The 16965-nt window shown below is 71.1% G+C and carries 18 protein-coding genes and 1 pseudogene; 5 read left to right on the forward strand and 14 right to left on the reverse strand.

Features of this window, described 5'->3' with window-relative positions; genetic code table 11:
• The first annotated feature begins 57 nt into the window (after positions 1–57).
• Entirely contained in the window at positions 58–861 is an 804-nt protein-coding gene (locus tag IMZ11_RS08700; RefSeq protein WP_228639377.1) for an SAM-dependent methyltransferase, read from the forward strand.
• Positions 862–940: 79 nt separating this feature from the next.
• Positions 941–1609, forward strand: coding sequence for an endonuclease (locus IMZ11_RS08705; protein WP_228639379.1), 669 nt, complete (start codon positions 941–943; stop codon positions 1607–1609).
• A gap of 205 nt (positions 1610–1814) precedes the next feature.
• Here the strand turns inward: IMZ11_RS08705 and IMZ11_RS46655 are convergent.
• The 9 genes and pseudogenes from IMZ11_RS46655 to IMZ11_RS08745 form a co-directional block, all read right to left on the reverse strand.
• Positions 1815–1895, reverse strand: a pseudogene (locus IMZ11_RS46655) (hypothetical protein); the annotation flags it as partial.
• An 85-nt stretch (positions 1896–1980) separates the two neighbouring features.
• Positions 1981–3093: a serine hydrolase domain-containing protein gene (locus IMZ11_RS08710; protein ID WP_228639381.1), complete on the reverse strand. Its 1113-nt coding sequence runs from the start codon at positions 3091–3093 to the stop codon at positions 1981–1983.
• Complete coding sequence (locus IMZ11_RS08715) at positions 3056–3538, reverse strand: hypothetical protein (RefSeq protein WP_228639383.1); 483 nt, start codon at positions 3536–3538, stop codon at positions 3056–3058. Before IMZ11_RS08715 ends, IMZ11_RS08710 begins: the two co-directional genes overlap by 38 nt.
• Before the next feature lie 206 nt (positions 3539–3744).
• On the reverse strand, positions 3745–4737 hold the full coding sequence (locus IMZ11_RS08720; protein WP_228639385.1) for a hypothetical protein: 993 nt from the start codon (positions 4735–4737) through the stop codon (positions 3745–3747).
• Entirely contained in the window at positions 4734–5816 is a 1083-nt protein-coding gene (locus tag IMZ11_RS08725) for a hypothetical protein (protein ID WP_228639387.1), read from the reverse strand. Before IMZ11_RS08725 ends, IMZ11_RS08720 begins: the two co-directional genes overlap by 4 nt.
• A complete protein-coding gene (locus IMZ11_RS08730) occupies positions 5813–6250 on the reverse strand; it encodes a hypothetical protein (RefSeq protein ID WP_061254768.1) in 438 nt (145 codons plus the stop codon). The genes IMZ11_RS08725 and IMZ11_RS08730 overlap by 4 nt, the downstream gene beginning before the upstream one ends.
• A complete protein-coding gene (locus tag IMZ11_RS08735) occupies positions 6247–7827 on the reverse strand; it encodes a phenylacetate--CoA ligase family protein (RefSeq protein ID WP_228639389.1) in 1581 nt (526 codons plus the stop codon). The genes IMZ11_RS08730 and IMZ11_RS08735 overlap by 4 nt, the downstream gene beginning before the upstream one ends.
• Positions 7828–7944: 117 nt before the next feature.
• The gene (locus IMZ11_RS08740; protein WP_228639391.1) at positions 7945–8448 is read right to left on the reverse strand and encodes a MarR family winged helix-turn-helix transcriptional regulator; all 504 of its coding nucleotides are present in this window, start codon (positions 8446–8448) and stop codon (positions 7945–7947) included.
• 71 nt (positions 8449–8519) lie between these two features.
• Positions 8520–10205 carry an FUSC family protein gene (locus IMZ11_RS08745; protein ID WP_228639393.1) on the reverse strand — a complete coding sequence of 562 codons (1686 nt, stop codon included), beginning with the start codon at positions 10203–10205 and terminating at the stop codon, positions 8520–8522.
• A 118-nt stretch (positions 10206–10323) separates the two neighbouring features.
• Here IMZ11_RS08745 and IMZ11_RS08750 point away from each other — a divergent pair, with 118 nt between their 5' ends.
• The gene (locus tag IMZ11_RS08750) at positions 10324–11331 is read left to right on the forward strand and encodes a phosphotransferase enzyme family protein (protein WP_228639395.1); all 1008 of its coding nucleotides are present in this window, start codon (positions 10324–10326) and stop codon (positions 11329–11331) included.
• 15 nt (positions 11332–11346) lie between these two features.
• Here the strand turns inward: IMZ11_RS08750 and IMZ11_RS08755 are convergent, their stop codons facing one another.
• A complete protein-coding gene (locus IMZ11_RS08755; protein ID WP_228639397.1) occupies positions 11347–12336 on the reverse strand; it encodes a zinc-binding dehydrogenase in 990 nt (329 codons plus the stop codon).
• Positions 12337–12595: 259 nt separating this feature from the next.
• Here IMZ11_RS08755 and IMZ11_RS08760 point away from each other — a divergent pair, with 259 nt between their 5' ends.
• Positions 12596–13219: a TetR/AcrR family transcriptional regulator gene (locus IMZ11_RS08760; RefSeq protein ID WP_228639399.1), complete on the forward strand. Its 624-nt coding sequence runs from the start codon at positions 12596–12598 to the stop codon at positions 13217–13219.
• A 21-nt stretch (positions 13220–13240) separates the two neighbouring features.
• On the opposite strand, the gene IMZ11_RS08765 is transcribed toward IMZ11_RS08760, so the two are convergent.
• Complete coding sequence (locus IMZ11_RS08765) at positions 13241–13726, reverse strand: MarR family winged helix-turn-helix transcriptional regulator (protein ID WP_228639401.1); 486 nt, start codon at positions 13724–13726, stop codon at positions 13241–13243.
• A gap of 110 nt (positions 13727–13836) precedes the next feature.
• Between IMZ11_RS08765 and IMZ11_RS08770 the strand changes: the two genes are divergently transcribed.
• The gene (locus IMZ11_RS08770; RefSeq protein WP_228639404.1) at positions 13837–14118 is read left to right on the forward strand and encodes a DUF2218 domain-containing protein; all 282 of its coding nucleotides are present in this window, start codon (positions 13837–13839) and stop codon (positions 14116–14118) included.
• Between the two features lie 104 nt (positions 14119–14222).
• On the opposite strand, the gene IMZ11_RS08775 is transcribed toward IMZ11_RS08770, so the two are convergent.
• The 3 genes from IMZ11_RS08775 to IMZ11_RS08785 form a co-directional block, all read right to left on the reverse strand.
• The gene (locus IMZ11_RS08775; RefSeq protein WP_061254757.1) at positions 14223–14567 is read right to left on the reverse strand and encodes an RNA polymerase-binding protein RbpA; all 345 of its coding nucleotides are present in this window, start codon (positions 14565–14567) and stop codon (positions 14223–14225) included.
• A gap of 123 nt (positions 14568–14690) precedes the next feature.
• Entirely contained in the window at positions 14691–16109 is a 1419-nt protein-coding gene (locus IMZ11_RS08780; RefSeq protein ID WP_228639406.1) for an MFS transporter, read from the reverse strand.
• A gap of 57 nt (positions 16110–16166) precedes the next feature.
• Entirely contained in the window at positions 16167–16958 is a 792-nt protein-coding gene (locus IMZ11_RS08785; protein WP_228639638.1) for a glycerophosphodiester phosphodiesterase family protein, read from the reverse strand.
• Between the last annotated feature and the right edge of the window lie 7 nt (positions 16959–16965).

Genomic DNA, 16965 nt, shown 5'->3' on the forward strand with positions numbered 1-16965 from the left:
GCGGGATGTGATCGTTTATGCGATAGTGGTCTCTCCAGGATTGACCAGGAGTGTGCGGTGACTGACGAACGTCCCGTCCCGGCCGGTGTGGACCCGAATCGTCCCAGTTCGGCCAGAATCTACGACTACGCCATCGGCGGCAAGGACAACTACGCCGTCGATCGAGAAGTGGCGGAGACCGTCTTCGCGCTGGCCCCCGAGATGCCCTCCATGGCCAGGCAGAACCGCCGGTTCCTCGGCCGCGTCGTGCGCTACCTCGCCGAGGAGGCGGGCATCCGCCAGTTCCTGGACATCGGGTCCGGCCTGCCGACCCAGCAGAACGTCCACGAGGTGGCCCGTGAGGTCGATCCCCGCTGCCGCGTCGTCTACGTGGACTACGACCCCATCGTCGCGAGGTACGGCGACGCGCTGCTGGCGACCAGCGACGACGTCGCGTTCGTCCAGGCCGACCTGTGCGCTCCCGACGACTACCTCGGCCACCCGGACCTCCAGCGGCTGATCGACTTCTCCGAGCCGGTCGCGGTGCTGATGGTGGCCGTCCTCCACTTCATCCCGGATGGGAGCGGCCCGGTCGACGTCGTGGCCCGGCTGCGCGACCTCATGGCTCCCGGGAGCTATCTCGCGGTGTCCCACGTCACCAACGAGTTCCGGCCTGAGGAGATCGCCAAGCTGGTCGCCGTGTCCGGGCGCTCGGGAGCTCCGTGGGTGGCCCGCGACCGCGCGGAGATCATGCGCTTCTTCGACGGCTTCGCTCTCGTCGAGCCGGGCCTGGTGACCGCTCCCGAATGGCACCCGCACATCGCGCAGCCCGTCGACCCCGAGAAGATGTGGGTCTACGCGGGGGTCGGCCGCCTCGGCTGAGTGACGCGGGCTCGTCATGCCCGCGTCGCCCCGTGGCGTCGTCGCGAATGCGCCGGAGGCACGCGGGTAGCGGAAGCCCATGGCACGGACGGACACGGACAAAGCCCTGGTGGGCATCCTGCTCGACCGATACGGCCGCACCTACGCGGAGGAGGCCGGCATCCGGCTCGCCGACAAGCCGGGCCCGCTGTACCAGCTCCTCGTCCTCGCGACCTTGCTGAGCGCCCGCATCTCGGCGGAGATCGCGGTCGCGGCCGCGCGGGAGCTGTTCGCCGCCGGTTGCCGCACGCCCCGGTCGATGCGCGAGGCGAGCTGGCAGGATCGCGTGGACGCGCTGGGGCGGGGTCACTATCGGCGGTACGACGAGCGTACGTCGACGATGCTCGGCGACGCGGCCGACATGCTGATCGACCGGTGGTCGGGCGACCTGCGCCGGCTGTGGGAGGAGGCCGGCCGCGAAACGCGGCGGGCCAAGGCCCTGCTCACCGAGATTCCCGGCATCGGGCCCACGGGCGCCGACATCTTCCTCCGCGAGGTTCAGGTGGTGTGGCCGCAGGTCGCACCGTACCTCGACGGCCGCGTCCTCGACGCCGCCCAGACGGTCGGCCTGCCCCGTCAAGGTGGCCCCCTGGCCGCCCTGGTCGGGTCGGATGACGACCTCGCCCGGCTCTCGGCCGCGCTGATCCGGGTCTCCCGCCACAAGGGATCGACGGACGAGGTGAAATCCGCCGCGCGGTCGTCCCGGTGAGGCGAGCCGTGAGGCCACCGGGCCACGCGGCGCCAAAGGGGAGTGCGGAAACGCGGCGGCCCAGTGGGCCGCCGCGTTCTGGAGGGGTGCGGGGTCTATACGGCGGAGACGGTCTTCTCCTCGTCGCGTGGGAAGAAGGGGAGGTCGAGGTAGACGCGGTCGGCGGCGGCGAGGATCTTCGGGGCGTCGTCGACCGGCGGATGGTGTCCAGGTGCACCCCGACCTGCCGGGCGATGCGCGCGTTGGCCCAGCCGCGTGCGGCCAGCAGCACGATCTGCGCGCGCACCCGCGCCCGGTACTCGCTTCGGTGGCCCCAGGCCGCCTTCTTCAACCGCTCCCGCCTGGCCCCGGCTGGGCCCGACCGGAGAGTCTCAGCTGGCGGCGGCCTTCGCGACCAGCTCGCTGATCTGATTGACCGCGGCGGAAGGACCAGGGAAGAACCGGTTCTTGGTCAGCGCGAAGGAAATGCCGGTCGCGGTGTCGGCATACGCCGCGCTGCCTCCCATGCCGGGCATGCCGAAAACGCTCAGCGTCTCCTGCGGGTTGGCTCCGGGCCGGCCGAGGTTGTAGCCCAGCGCGCGCGGCATCGGGAAGCCGACCATTTGGTCGACATCGGCCGTGGCCAGGGCTGTGGCCTCACGCAGCCGCTCGTCCGAGACCAGCCGGACGCCATCCACCTCACCAAGCAGCGCGGCGTACATCCTGGCCACCGCGCGGGCGGACATCGTGCCGCCCGAGGGAATGTCTGAAGTGAGCACCACGGGGTTGTTGCCGTATTTGGCGCTGGGGGTCACGGCGGGCGGCGTGGCCTTGACCATCGGCATGTCGGCGGGCACCGCTGCCATCATCGCGGCGGTACCGGGCGCCTCCTCGAGTCGGGCGAGCCGGCCGAGCTCGGACTCCGGGACGCCGAAGAACAGCTCGTCGGCGATGCCCAGCGGAGCCGCCAGCTCCTGCCTGAGTACTTGCGAGATCGGCTTGTCGGTGGCCCGGCGGACGATTTCGCCCATCACGAAGCCCCAGGTCATCGCGTGGTAGCCGGTCTTGGTCCCGGGCTCCCACCAGGGCTCGGAGCTAGCGATCAGGGCACACATCCTGTCCCAATCAGCCAGGTCCTGCACCGTGAGGTCGGACGGCACTGCCGGGACGCCGATGGAGTGGGTCAGCGCGTGGCGGATGGTTGCCTTGTTCTTGCCGTGGGTGCCGAACTCGGGCCAGAGCTCCACGATCGGCGTGTCATAGTCAAGGGCCCCGCGGTCTGCGAGGACGTGCACCACCGTCGCAGTCACACCCTTGCCGGTGGAGGCGCTGTAGAACGGGATGTCCGAGGTGACCGGACGGCCGCTGTCCGGATCGGCGACGCCCGCCACCGCGTCCACCGCCAGCTCGCCGTGCTGGTACACCGCGACCTGGATGCCCAGCTCGGCGCCCGACTCCACCAGCTGGTCAATTGCCTGTTGCACAAGCTTCTGCATGATGTTCATGCCCTCTCGATCTTTGGCTGCGGCGCTTGTGGGCACCGTTCACCCGAGAGTCGGTACCAACGGTGAGATCTTGACATCTCCACAGCGCTACTCGGCGCTGCCCGACCACCAGGCTGGCCAAGCTCGGGATGATCTGGGACGAGAACCCAAACGAATGGGCGCATGCGCCCGCCCATTCGCGGCCCGCACCGGCCACCCGGCCATCTCCACCGCACGGCGGGGGCCCGGCGGCGTCAGCATCGGCTGGACGCTTCAATCCGGCCGCCGGGGCGGCCACCTTGCCGGCCCGGGATTCGAGGTAGCGCCGCTCGGCGATGCTGGCGGTGGACTTCGCGGCGCGCCGGTGGTGTTCGTGCGCCCCGGCCGTGTCGCCGGTCTTCTCCAGCAGATGCGCCCGTACGGACAGCAGCTGGTGGTGCCCGTCCATCTGCTTGTCACCGTCCAAGGCGGACAGCAGGCGGCTTCGCTGGTAGCCCCGAAGGCGCCCTCGGCTGTGCCTGCCGGCTCTACCTGACCGCCCCCGACATCTGAGCAGGCACCACCCGCGACATCGGCTCCGGAAGTCAACCCCCGAAGGACTTCCGGAGCCGACCACTAAGCTCAGCCCAAGACGCATGACCGGTTACCCGGCCGAGGTCGCGTGACAGGCCACTAGACGATCCGGGCCGACCTGGCCGCCGGCCCGATGGGACGCCCCGCCCGTGCGACATGGAGCAGCCGATCGGGGGCGTCGACCCCGAGGAGCGCGGCCAGGCCGTCCCGGGTCGCCGGAGCGTCGATGATCTGGCTCAGCGGGTGGGTGGACAGCCCGTGCCGCGCGAGGTGGAGCATCTGCCGCAGGAGCACCCGCCCCATCGCGACCTGCCCGTCCGCGTCGCATCCCGGCGGGGCCACGAGCACAAGCACGTCGCCGTTGTAGTCGAGCAGCCCACCCGAGGCCGCGGCGAGCAGGTACGGCAGCCCCAGGTTGCGGAGCACGCCGTACGCGGCCGGTGACAGGGCCGTGCGCAGGCCGAGCGCCTCGGCCCGGCCGAGAGCGAGGGCACGGTCGGTCAGCCCGTCGAGCCGGTAGCGCGGATGCGAGGGTGTGAGCCGCATCCACTCCCGCAGCTCGGTCACGACCTCGGGAGCCCCGAACTGGTGCCGGTCGGCGGCCCGTAGCAGCCTGGTCAGATCCCGGCAGGGCAGCAGGCGCACGGCGCCCCCGCTCTCCTGTTCCGCCTCCTGCAGGAGCTCCTCGACGACGGGCTCGGGCAGCCGTCCCGGTTCGTAGGGCACCCGGCTCGATCCGCGCCGGCGCACGTCCTCGGCGGAGAACGGCGTCGCGTACGGCGCGGCCGAGGCGACCAGCCGCCCCACCCGCAGGTCGCGTTCGCGGTGGCCCGGCTCGAAGTCGACGGCGATGCCGGCGTCCGCGCACACGATGAGGCAGCACTCGACGAAGGCCCCCAGGCCCAGGCGCAGGTCCCGGCCGGTCGGATCGCTCACCGGGAGCGCGCGCTCCGGATCCCAGCCGATCTCCACGCCGTCGGGGCCGTAGCGCAGCACCCACGGTTGCGTGTTGTGCGCGCTCGGCGCCCGCCAGAAGTCGTGTTCGAGCTCGCGCAGCGCGTGGAACGGCGCCGCCGCTCGGGAGTCTGTCAACCGAGTGCCTTCTCGTAGAACGTGTAACCGTGGAGCGGGCGGCCTCCCATGGCGGCGAACTGCGCCGCCGATCCGGGGTTGGCCCGCTCGACATAGGTGCTGCGCAGCGTGGCGTACCCGCCGTCGCGGAGGTTGCGCGACAGCTCCCGGGACAGCACCCGCATGTGGCCGCGCCCCTGCTCGTCCGGCACGGTCCCCTTGATGATCAGTACGGCGTCGCGGCGGTAACGCGACCTGCTGGCCAGCAGCCGGAGCTGCGCGAAGAGGCCGAGATCGCCCCCGGCCGAGACGACGAACTCCGAGATGTCCGGCAGGCACAGGACGAAGGCGACCGGCCTGCCCTCCTTGGTGAGATAGAGCAGCAGCGACTCGTCCAGGAGGTAGGCGAGCCCGTCGGTCTGCCGGGCCAGCTGCTCCGCCGAGATCTCGGTGTAGTACCCGAGCTGGGCGAAGGCGGCGTTGAGCATCTCCCGGAGGAGGGGGAGCTGCTCGCCGATCCGCTTCCTGTCGCCCCGATGCAGTTCCACCCCGTCGGGGAGCGGCTCGGGTGCGGCGGGAGCGGTGGGGTCGCCGGCCACCGGGCAGATCCAGGTGTCGGACTCGAACCGCCGGCCGAAACCATACTTCTCGTACGCCTGCGGATAGAACGGGTGGTTCCAGGCGCTGTCGATGAAACCGCGGTCGTCGTACCCGGAGGTGATGACGCCGCCCGACTGGTTGGGCAGCAGGGAGACCGGTCCGAACACGGCCGCCCGGCCCGCCCGCCTCCCCGCCGCGACGATCTCGTCGAAGAGCGCCTCCGCCGCGCCCTCGGTGAACTCGGTCAGCCCGAAGAGCTGCAGCGGGCGTCCCAGCTTGGCGTCGAAGGCGGCGTCCGTGTGCAGGGTGGTCCTGGCGACGACGTCCCGGCCGTCCCGCAGGACGTACATCGGGACGCCCTCCCGGAACCAGCGGCGGACCTGCTGGCGCAGGGGCGGCACGAAACGCGGGTCGCCGCCGTAGATCCGGTCGGTCAGGCCGAGGAAGTCGCGCAGGTCCCGGCGGCTCTCGACCGGCCGCAGCCGCGTCCCGCCGCTCATCGGACGGGAGGTCCCGTCTCCTCGGACGACAGCGGGGTGAAGGTCGGGATGTGCGCCATCGTGTTCCCCTCGGCCCGCCAGACGCCGTTGCTGTAGCCCTCGGGCTCGGCGTTGTAGACCCGGATGTATCCGCCGGTGGCGTTCTTCGTGCCCTCGGTGACCCACCGCATGAGCTTCCTGTGGTGGCGGCTGCGCGCGAACAGCATCATCGCGTCCCTGTCGGTGAAGAACGCGAGCGTGCCGAGGGTGAAGGGGAACTCCCAGTAGACCTTGTGCCAGCAGTAACCGCGCATCCGCTTCATGTCGCGGACGAGCCTGAACCAGGTGAGGCTCAGTGTGATGATCGAGAGCGGGCCGCGATAGCGGGTCGCTCCGACGAACATCGCGGTCGCCCGCGCCTGCGGCGGAGCGCCGCTGAAATCCGTGGTTCTCATGCGTCCTTCAGCAGGTAGACGTTCTTGAGCTTGTTGAGGCCCGCGAACGGCCCTTCGCCCGGATCGACGACCCGGATCCGGAGGTCGGCGGCCGTGGGGTCCTCCTTGAGTGACTCCGCGAAGTCCCGTGACACCGTGGCCAGATGGGCGAGCACGCCCTCGCGGCAGGCCCGCGCCAGCTCGTCCCGCTCCTTCTCGCCGAGCGAGGCCGAGCGCAACTCGATGTTGACCACCGGCCGGTACTCCAGGCCCGGCAACTCCTCCAGGGACAGGCAGAACCGGGAGATCTCCGCCGCGTACGGGTTGCCGGTGTAGAGGCCGTACTCCACGTCCTGCGGGTACAGGTTGGCGCCCATGTAGGAGATCGTGCTGTCTTTGCGCCCGAAAAGGAACAGCAGCGGCAGCGCCATCCGCTCGTCCGCGGTGGCCTTCCGGCACTCCGCCCAGCGTTCCGGGTCGCGCCTGATGATCTCCCGTACCCGGACCAGGGAGACGAGCCGGGCCTCGTCGCCGACGTTGTACCGGAGCTTGGGCTGCAACACGCTCTTGGTGTTGATCGTGCAGAGCAGCTCGCCCCGCTCGTTGACCTCCAGGAACGTCTCCAGCGGGTTGTAATGGAAGATCATCGGCAGCCGCTGCTCGTGCTCGCCGAGCAGTTCTCCGCGCAGCTCGCGGTCCACGGCCAGCCGCTTGCGCAGCCACACCGTGAACCCCGTCTCCGCCCCCATGCCGATGGTCAGATCGCTGGCGCCGTACCCCGAGCGCACCTCCTCGAAGCGCTCCTGCAGGTAGTCGCGGAGCGCCTCGGTCATGCCCTCACCGCCGACCAGGCCGCGGATCCGGTAGCGCTCCCAGGGGAACCCGGCCGCGTCGAGCCGGTCGCGCAGGTGCTTCAGGAACGGCGGGTACGCCGTCACGATGTAGTCGAAGTCCGGCCCGAAGTGCTCCAGCGTGTCGACGATCTTCTCCAGGTCGGGGCCGGTGTTCTTGACCACGGCGATGCGGGCCATGGCCGCCCCGGTGGTCGTGCCGGTGGCCCACGCCCCCATGGAGTACGCGTTGATCACGAACAGCCGCTTCCCCGGGAAGACCAGTTCGGTGTACCCCGCCGCGTTCCGGTAGATCGCCTTCAGCTCCCGGGGCCCGCGCAGCCAGTTGTAGGGCTTGCCGCTCGACCCGGATGACTCGTCCACGATCGTGCCGCTGAGCCGTAATTTGCCCTCCTGACACCGGCTGATCTCGTCGTACGCGCCGGCGTAGTTCGCCTTGGTGGTCTCGGGGAAGTCGGCGAGCCGCCTGGCCCGGGACGCTCCGCCCTCCTGGAGGAAGTGGCGGTAGGCGGGCACGTCGACGGCGGCGAACCGGCAGGCGACCTCGGCGTGCCGTGCGGCTAGCCGGTCCAGGACCGGATGGTAACTGCGCGCCACGAAGCGCCAGACGGCCGGATGGACGGACGCCGTCCGGTAGAGCCCGGTGAGCAGCCAGGAGTATGCCTGCAGCCGTGTCCTGCGCCAGTGTTCGCGGGGGCTCAGCGCGCCCAGCCGGGGCGAGAGGCGTACTTTGGTCACGTTGCTCATTTCTCCAGCTTCATCCGGGTATCGATGGATATCAACGCCGCGGTTGCCGAGTCTGGACCGTGTGACTTGTGATCGACTGAAGCCCCGCTGAAATCAGCCGATCAGCCGATCAACCGATCAGCCGATCAGTCCGCCCAGCCGTCCCTCCAGGGTGACGAGCAGCTCCCCGAGCGCGTCGGCGAGCTCGGCCTGGCGGTCGTCGCCGAGACCGGACAGCAGCGTCACCTCCAGCGCGAGCTGCTCGGGGAGCAGCCGGTCGATGAGCTCGCGGCCCTTGTCGGTGAGCGAGAGGTGGCAGACCCGGCGGTCCCGCTCGTCCAGACGGCGGGACACCAGGCCGGCGCTCTCCAGGACCTTGACCCGCTTGGTGACGGCGGCTCCGGACGCGAAGGTCTCCTTGGCGAGCCGGCTCGGGGTCAGCTCGCCGCCGACCCGGCGCAGCGCCCCCAGGATGTCGAACTCCGGCCGGGTCAGCCCCTCCTCGCCCAGCAGGGCGTCGGAGGCCTGACGGAGCAGCGCGGAGCAGCGGTTCAGCCGGCCGATCACGGCCATCGGCCCGAGGTCGATCTCGGGGTGAACCCGCTGCCACTGGCGCAGCACTCCGGCGACGACGTCCTCCACGAACGGTTTCCCTTCGATGGTCAGGCCTGCCAGTCTGTCAGCGGCGGCGATCAGGCGCGCACCGGCCCCGATCATGCCGCTCTGACCCGGGGCAACCGCGCGGCCAGTTCGGCGAGCAGCCGGTGGCCTTCGCGTTCCGCGAGCGCGACCTCCCGCTCGGGCAGGGCCCGCTGCCACCACTCGCCGGAGGCGACGTCGACGGCCTCCCGCAGCTGGACCAGCGCCACCGCGAGCTCCCGCCTGACGCGCGCCGCCTCCCCGGAATCCTCCGTGTCCAGATCGTTAGCGGCGGCTTCGGCCGCCGCCACCCGGCGCAACGCGATCCCGATCCTGCCGCCCGCCCAGCGGTTGGGCACCAGAAAACAGCTCAGGATGCCGAGCCCCGCCCCGACGCAGGTGTCCAGCCAGCGGTCGGTGACGAGCACCGTGAGCGGCCGCTGCACGGCGAACTCCGTCATCAGCAGGGCCATCGGCGTCAGGAAGACGTTGCCCACCCAGTAGTTGCGGGTCATGGCCGCCTCGGTCAGGAACTGGCACACGAGGATCGCCGCGATGAGCGTGAGCGGGCTGATCCGCGACACGGGCAGGACCGCGGTGAACAGCACCAGGCCGGCGACGCTGCCCAGGACCCGCTGCAGGGCCCGCTGCCAGCTCAGCGAGGTGTTGGCCTGGAAGATCGAGGCGGCGGTGACGACCGCCCAGTACGGGTGGCCGACCCCGGCGGCCATGGACCCCCATCCGGCCAGCGCGCAGCCCACCGCCACCCGCGCCCCGATCGGGAGCAGCGGGGAGCCCGGACGCAGCGCGGACATCAGGGCGCGGACGCCGTGCGGACCCTGCCGGGCGGGAAGGCGCGGCGTCGTGCGGATTCCGGGGTCCGGCTCCACCTCGGGCGGCGGGCCGCCGCGGCGCAGCGCCCGCGCCCACGCGCGAAGCCGTTCCGCCTCGGAGCGGTCGGCCGGGTCGCCGGCGAGCGCGGCCTCGGCGTGTTCCACGAGCCGTTCCAGTACGGCACGCGACCGGAACCCGGCGGCGGTTCTCGGGCGCAGCAGGAGAAGGGTGTGCCAGGCGGCGTTCACGGCGGCGGCCGTGTCGTGCCGCGCGGCCGCGCGCGCGTGACCCTCCTCGCGGGCACCCGAGCGCAGAAGGGCCGCCGCATCCAGCGCGCGGGCGACGGCGACGCGCTCGGGTCCGTGCGGTCGCACGAGGGCGGGGGCCAGGCAGACCGCCAGCGCCAGGACGCCTCCGGCGACGCCGATGGCCAGACGGCCCGGGATGTCGTTCAGCGGCTGGGGCATGAAGGCGCAGCTCGCGGCGACGAACGTGAGCACGACGTTCCCCGGGGGCCCGACGCGCGTCGCGTCGCACAACATCCGGTGGACGGCGGCGATGACTGCGGCCACGGCCACCCGGATGAACGTCGAGTCGGTGAGCGATGCGGTCACCAGCGCCGCGCCCGTGCCCGTCAGCATCCCGGCCACCAGCCACGGCAGCGTCCTGGCCCGTGCCGCGTACGGCAGGCCGTGGCAGTAGAGCGCGCAGAGGGCGCCGGCGGAGGCGTAGACGGCGAGGTCGAGGCGGCCGAGGGCGAGCAGCACCAGGCACGGGATCGCCGTCGCGATCACGACGCTGAAGGCGGGCTTGTGCCAGATGTCTCCGTACGGCCTCAGGCGCAGCACCCCCTTGATCGGGAGCGGCCTGACGCGGGTGCCGGATCGAGGGTGCGTGGATGTGTCGTGATGGCTCCGCTCCGGCATGGCTAACAGTTTAGCATATAATTTACTTGGAAAATATCTCGCGCGCCGCCCCGTGTGCGCCCGGCCGAAGCCGTGCCCCAGAATGTCGATGACCTTCCCAGCCCTCGGAGGACAGCGCATGCGGGAACACGACCTCTCCGGAGGCGCGGAGGTACTTGAGCGCACGGACCTGGTCGCGCGCCTGGCACTGCGCCACCACGACCTGTCCGGGGACGCGACCGCCACGCTGATCAACGTCTCGGAGAACGCGACGTACCGGGTGGACGACCCGGCGACCGGCCACCGGTCGATCCTGCGCGTGCACCGCCTCGGCTACCACTCGGAGCGGGCGATCGAGTCCGAGCTCGGCTGGCTGGAGGCCCTGCGTGAGGAGGCGGGCGTCCGTACCCCCCGCGTGATCCCCTCCGTCGCGGGCCCCCGCGTCCTCGCGATCGACGCCCCCGGCGGGGAACGGCGCCACTGCGTGATGTTCGAGTACCTGCCGGGGGCCGAACCGACCGAGGACCGCCTGGTGGAGGACTTCGAGCGGCTCGGCGCCCTGACGGCGCGGATGCACCGGCACGCCCGCGAATGGCGACGTCCCGCGGGCTTCGACCGGTTCCACTGGGACTACGACGCCGCACTCGGGAGGGAGTCCCGCTGGGGACGCTGGCAGGACGGTGCGGGCGTCGACGGCGAGGCGAGAGCCGTACTGGAGCGGCTCGACACCGAACTGCGCGACCGGCTGGCGGCGTTCGGCCGGGGGAGCGACCGCTACGGGCTGATCCACGCCGACCTGCGGCTCGCGAACCTGCTCGTCGAGGGGGAGCGGGCGCCCAACGTCATCGACTTCGACGACTGCGGGTTCGGCTGGTACCTGTACGACCTGGGCGCGGCGGTCAGCTTCATCGAGCACCACCCCCTCGTGCCCGAGATGATCGACTCCTGGCTCCGCGGATACCGCACCGTCCTCCCGCTGTCGAAGGAGGAGGAGGCCGAGATCTGGACCTTCATCCTGTTCCGCCGGCTGCTGCTGGTGGCCTGGATCGGCACCCACTCGGCCGTCGACATCGCCCGCGAGCTCGGCGCCGGGTACACCGACGGGAGCTGCGAGCTGGCCGAGCGCTACCTCGGCGGTTCGCTCTGACGTGAACCGCCCGGATCAGGGCACGAGGACGACCTTCCCCATCGTCGCGCGGCTCTCCAGCGCGGCGTGCGCGGCGGCGGCGTCCTTGAGCGGGAAGCTCTGGGTCAGCGGCACCAGCGCGCCCGTCGCCGCCGCGGCCAGCGCGCGCTCCTCGAGGCCCCGCAGCCCGCCCGGCCGCCTCAGGATCCGCGGGCCGACCGCGACCGAGGCGGTCAGGCCGCGCGCGTACAGATCCCCGGTGGTGATCTCGGTCGGCCCGCCCGCGGCGTCGGCCCAGCCGAACAGGATCAGCCTGCCGCCGATCCCCAGCAGCTCCATCGCGCCCCGTCCCAGCGCGCCGCCGACGCCGTCCAGGACCGCGGTCACCTCCCGGTCACCGAGTACGGCCCGCACCTCCTCCCGCCAGTCCGGCGCGTTGTAGTCCACGGCGTACGCGGCGCCGAGCCCGCGGACCCGCTCGACCTTGGCCGCGCCGCCCGCCAGCCCGACGACGGCGGCGCCGGCGCCGAGGGCCGCCTGCACGAGCAGGTTGCCGATCCCGCCCGCGGCGGCGGTCACCAGCACGACGTCGTCGGCGGTGAGCGCCGCCACGTCGAGGATGCCCACAGTGGTGCGGCCGGTCCCGATCATCGCGACCGCCGCCTCGTATCCCAGCCCGTCCGGGAGCTCGTGCACCGCCTCGGCGTCCCGTACGGCGAGCTCCGCGTAGCCACCGGGGACCATGCCCAGGTGGGTGACGACCCGCTTCCCCAGCCAGCCGGGGTCGGTGCCCGGTCCGACGGCGTCGACCACCCCCGCGACCTCGCGTCCGGGGATGGTGGGCAGTTCCGGTACGGGGATGGGGCCGCCGCCGTAGTTCCCCGCCCTGAGCGTGGTGTCGACCAGGTGCACCCCGGCCGCCCGTACGGCCACGCGCACCTGGCCGGCGGCTGGACGGGGGTCCTCGACCTCCTCGTAGCGGAGGTTCTCGGCGGGCCCGAAGGCGTGCAGGCGGATGGCGCGCATGGTGGTCTCCCAGATTGGACGGATCGGATAGATCGGATAGATCGGCCGGATCGGATGTCGATGGTTCGGTCGTGGCCTCGCGGCCCCACGCCATCTGTTCTAGATCCCCGGACGGTCGGCCCGATATCGGACAAAGGTCCTAGGTCGTGGACCTCCGCCCGGCACCTACGTCTCGCGGGAGACGGGAGACTGGTGCTCGTACACATGCGACGGGGTGGACCTGCCCCGTCTCCGGTCAGCGTCCAGGGAGCCATGACAGATGAGTCCACGACGGCGTGACGCCGAGGGCGCCGCGACCGCGCGCGCGGGGCGGCGCACGGAGCTGCTCGCCACCGCGGCCGAGGTCTTCGCCTCGCGAGGGTACGCCGCCACCACCGTCAGGGAGGTCGCCGACGCGGCCGGCATCCTCGGAGGCAGCCTCTACTACCACTTCGACTCCAAGGAGTCGATCGTGGACGAGATCCTGTCCACGTTCCTGGACGACCTCTGGGCGCGCTACGACGAGGTCCTCGGCGCGGGACTCGGCGCGCGGGAGACGATGGAGCGCCTCGTCGTCGAGTCGTTCCGCTCCATCGACCGGCACCGGGCGGCCGTCGTGATCTACCAGAACGAGTCGCGACACCTGTCGGAGGGGCCGCGCTTCGCCTACCTGCGGGAGTCCTGGGACCGGTTCGAACGGATGTGGGGCGAGCTGCTCGACCGGGGGATCAAGGAGAACGCCTTCCGCTCCGACCTCGACGTGCCGCTGGTGTACCGCTTCCTGCGCGACACCGTGTGGGTGGCGGCGAGCTGGTACCGCCCCGGCGGGCGCCTGACGGCCGACGAGGTCGCCGAGCGGTACCTCGGCATGGTGCTCGAAGGGATCCGGGCGCCCAAGGGATGACGAGCGGCGGCGTCACCGCGATCAGGGAGACGCGAGGCCGCTCTCGTGCCCCTCGCGCGCGTACGCCGCGGTGAGGGCGGCGAGGATGTCGCGGAACTGCCGCGTCTGCTCGTCGGTGAGCGGGTCGAACAGGCGGTGCCGTACCTCCTGGACGTGACCGGGCGCGGCCGCCTCCAGCGCCGCGAAACCCTCCGGGGTGAGTTCGGCCATGGTCGTGCGCCGGTCCTGCCCGTGCTTGACCCGGCGGACCCAGCCCTTCTCCTCCAGGCGGGCCATCGCGTGGGAGAGCCTGCTGGCGGAGAACATGGTGACGCGCGCGAGCCTGGTCATCGTCAGCGTCCGGCCGGGCGCCTCGGACAACATGGCCAGGATCGTGTAGTACGCGTGCGGCATGCCCGAGTCGCGCTGCAACTGCCGTTCCAGAGCCTCCTGCAGCAGCTGGGTGCTCGCCAGGTAGGCTCGCCAGGTCCGCTGCTCCTCGTCGCTCAGCCATCGTGTCCCGGACATGCCTCCAGCCTAGCGGAATAATTGAACTTTCAACTTTTGTGCCATTGCGAGTAGTCTGGCTGTGGACCGTTTTGCGGTTATTGACCGTTTAATGTAGGAGGTTCTCCGCCGTGGCCACTTCCATCGCGTACGTCGCGACCGACGCCGCCGCCCGGTACGCCAAGCAGCTCGCCTCCCACCTGGGCCGTAAGCTCGAGGCCGAGGAGCTGCCCGACGGCGGCTACCGCCTGACCTTCTCCGCCGGAGAGGGAGTGCTGACGCCCGAGGCCGACCGGCTCGTCATGCGGGCCAGCGCCGCGGACGCCGAGTCGCTCGGCGTCGTGCAGGACGTGCTCGGCCGCCACCTTGAGAGGTTCGGCCAGCGCAACGAGCTCACCGTCACCTGGGAGTGAGGCACCGGCCCGTCCCGGCGGGCCCGCGGCATGCGAGACGCCCCCGGAGGAATCCTCCGGGGGCGTCGCCGTTGTTGTCGTCTGACCTCTGTGCTGTGCTGCCTCTACGCGCTCTTCCGCCGCTGTGCCCGCAGGATCGCCAGGCGCTCGTTGAGGACCTCCTCGAGATCCTCGATGGTGCGCCGCTCCAGCAGCATGTCCCAGTGGGTCCTGGGCGGCTTCGCCTTTTTCTGCTGGGGCTGCTCGGCGTCCATCCGGAGAGCGGTGGCCCCGCAACTGCGGCACTCCCAGCTCGCCGGAATCTCGGCCTCGGCGGCAAGCGGCACGGTGGTGCGATGGCCCTTGGGGCAGGTGTAGGACACCTCCTGGCGCGGAGCCAGATCGGTGTTGCGGTCGTTCTCGTAGCTGGTCGCGCCGAGCCGGGTACCGCGAAGTGCACGCTCGCCCATGTTCAAATGCCTCCTGAGGTCCCCGCCTGAGAGGGGTCGGTCTCCACCGCGTTCAACGCTTGATACCGTGTGGGGATTCCCACAGGAAGCGTGATCCAACCGCCCTTTGCGGCGCGTGGTTCCTCAGATGCGTTCCGGGACCTCGTTACCGGCGTCCCGGATGGCGCGCGGGATGTTCACCGCGACGAGCAGACCGAAGCCGATCACGAAGAAGACGACGAGTGAGACGATCGCGATGCGATAGCTGTTGGAGAACTGCAGCGCCAGGGTGACCGTCAGCGATCCGATGAAGGCCGACCCCTTGTCACTGATCTGCAGCAGGCTGAAATACTCCGCCTCCTTCCCCTTGGGGATGACCTGCGAGAACAGCGAGCGGGACAGCGCCTGGGTGCCGCCGAGCACGATGGCGATGGCGAAGCCCATGGCGTAGAACTGCGCCGCGGCGCCCTCCTGCAGGAAGACCGCGACGACCACGATCACGGTCCAGACGACCAGGCTGGCGAGGATGGTGCGCTTGGTACCGTGCCTCCTGGCGAGCGCGCCGAGCAGCAGCGCGCCGCCGAACGCCACGAACTGCACCATCAGGATGGTGCTGATCTGTACGTTCTTGCTGAGCTTCAGCGCCTCCGAGGCGTATGCCGCGGAGTTCCCGATCACCGTCTGGACGCCGTCGTTGTAGACGAGGTAGGCGACCAGGAAGAGCAGCGTGCGCGGGTAGCGGCGCAGTTCGGCGACGGTCCGCCCGAGCTGGCGGAAGCTGCCGCCGACCGACCTCAGCGCCGTCGTCTCGTGCGCGGGAACGGGCCGGTTGCGCAGCGCGAGCAGCGGGATGATCGTGAAGATCGCCCACCAGAGCCCGGCCGACATCATGCTGATCCGCACCGCCATGCCCTCGCTGACGCCCAGGCCGTCCCGGCCGAGGTAGAGGACGAGATTGAGGGCGAGGAGGAGGCCGCCGCCGAGATACCCGATGGCCCAGCCGCGCGACGAGACGCGGTCCCGCTCGTTCGGCGTGGAGATCTGCGGCAGGAACGAGTCGTAGACCACGACCGACGCGCCGTAGGACAGGTTCGCGACGATGAACAGCACGCCGCCGAGGAGGTAGCGGTCGCCGGCCACGAAGTAGAGGCACATCGTGGCGATGGCGCCCACGTACGCGAAGCCGCCGAGCAGTTCCTTCTTGCGGCCGGTGTGGTCCGCCAGCGCGCCCACCACGGGCAGGACGACGATCTGCAGCAGCACCGCCACCGTCATGATCAGCCCGAAGAACGCGGCGGGCCGGATGTCGGCCCCCAGCACGTCGACGAAGCCCAGCCGGTCGGTGGCCAGCCGGTCGAAGTCGGCGACGCAGGTGTCCACCGGCATCCCGGGGAAGTCCTTGCCGCAGGCGGCCGCCTTGGCGACGGGGATGAGGTACGGCCCGAGGAAGACCGAGATGATCGTCGTGTAGAAGGCGGAGTTCGCCCAGTCGTACCAGTACCAGCCACGCTGCTCGCGCAGGCGTGCCTTCGGGGTCTCGTCGATGACCTGGGGGGCGGTCATATGGTCTCCTCGCCGGGCGCGTGCCGCAGGGGTCGGGGGTGCCTGGGGTGCCGCTGGTTACGTGCGGGGGTGCCACTGCCCGCGCGCGTCGAGTACGTCGCGCAGGCCGGTGATGTTGTCGGTCATGATCCCGTCGACGCCGAGGTCGAGCAGCCGCCGCATCACCGCCGGGTCGTCGATCGTCCACACGTGCACCTGCATGCCGAGCGCGTGCGCCGTACGGACGAAGGAACGGGTGGTGACGCGCAGCCCGCGCACCCCGATCGGCACCTGCGCGCAGGGCACGCCGGCGCGGGCGAGCGTGGTGAGCAGCCGCCCGTAGCCCGACCCCATGGCGGCGGCCCGCAGCGCGGCGACCCCGCGAGGCCCGAGGGAGGAGCACACCGGGGTGCCGACGGCCCTGCGCGCCTGGGCGAGGCGCAGGTCGGAGAACGAGGTCAGGCAGATCCGGTCGTAGGCGTTGGTCCGGCGGATCGCGCGGGCCAGCGGCAGGATCGACGCGCTCTCCTTGACGTCGATGTTGAACCGCACGTCCGGCCAGGTGCCGAGGAGCTCCTCCAGCAGCGGGATCTCCTCGGTGCCTGCGATGAGGGCCTTGCGGACCTCGCGGTAGGGGAGCTGGGAGATCCGGCCCTTGCGGTCGGTCACCCGGTCCAGAGTGTGGTCGTGGAAGGCGAGCAGCACGCCGTCGGCCGTCGCGTGGGCGTCGGTCTCCAGGTACATGTACCCGAGATCGACGGCCCGCGCGAAGGCGGTCATCGTGTTCTCGCGGCCCTCGGCCGCCCCGCCGCGATGGGCGAAGGCGAGCGGCCCGGGGTGGTCGAGAAAGGCGAAACGACGGCGGGTCATTCTGGTG

Origin of the sequence: Microtetraspora sp. AC03309 (assembly GCF_020826795.1) — a bacterium.
Classification (GTDB): Bacteria; Actinomycetota; Actinomycetes; order Streptosporangiales; family Streptosporangiaceae; genus Microtetraspora; species Microtetraspora glauca.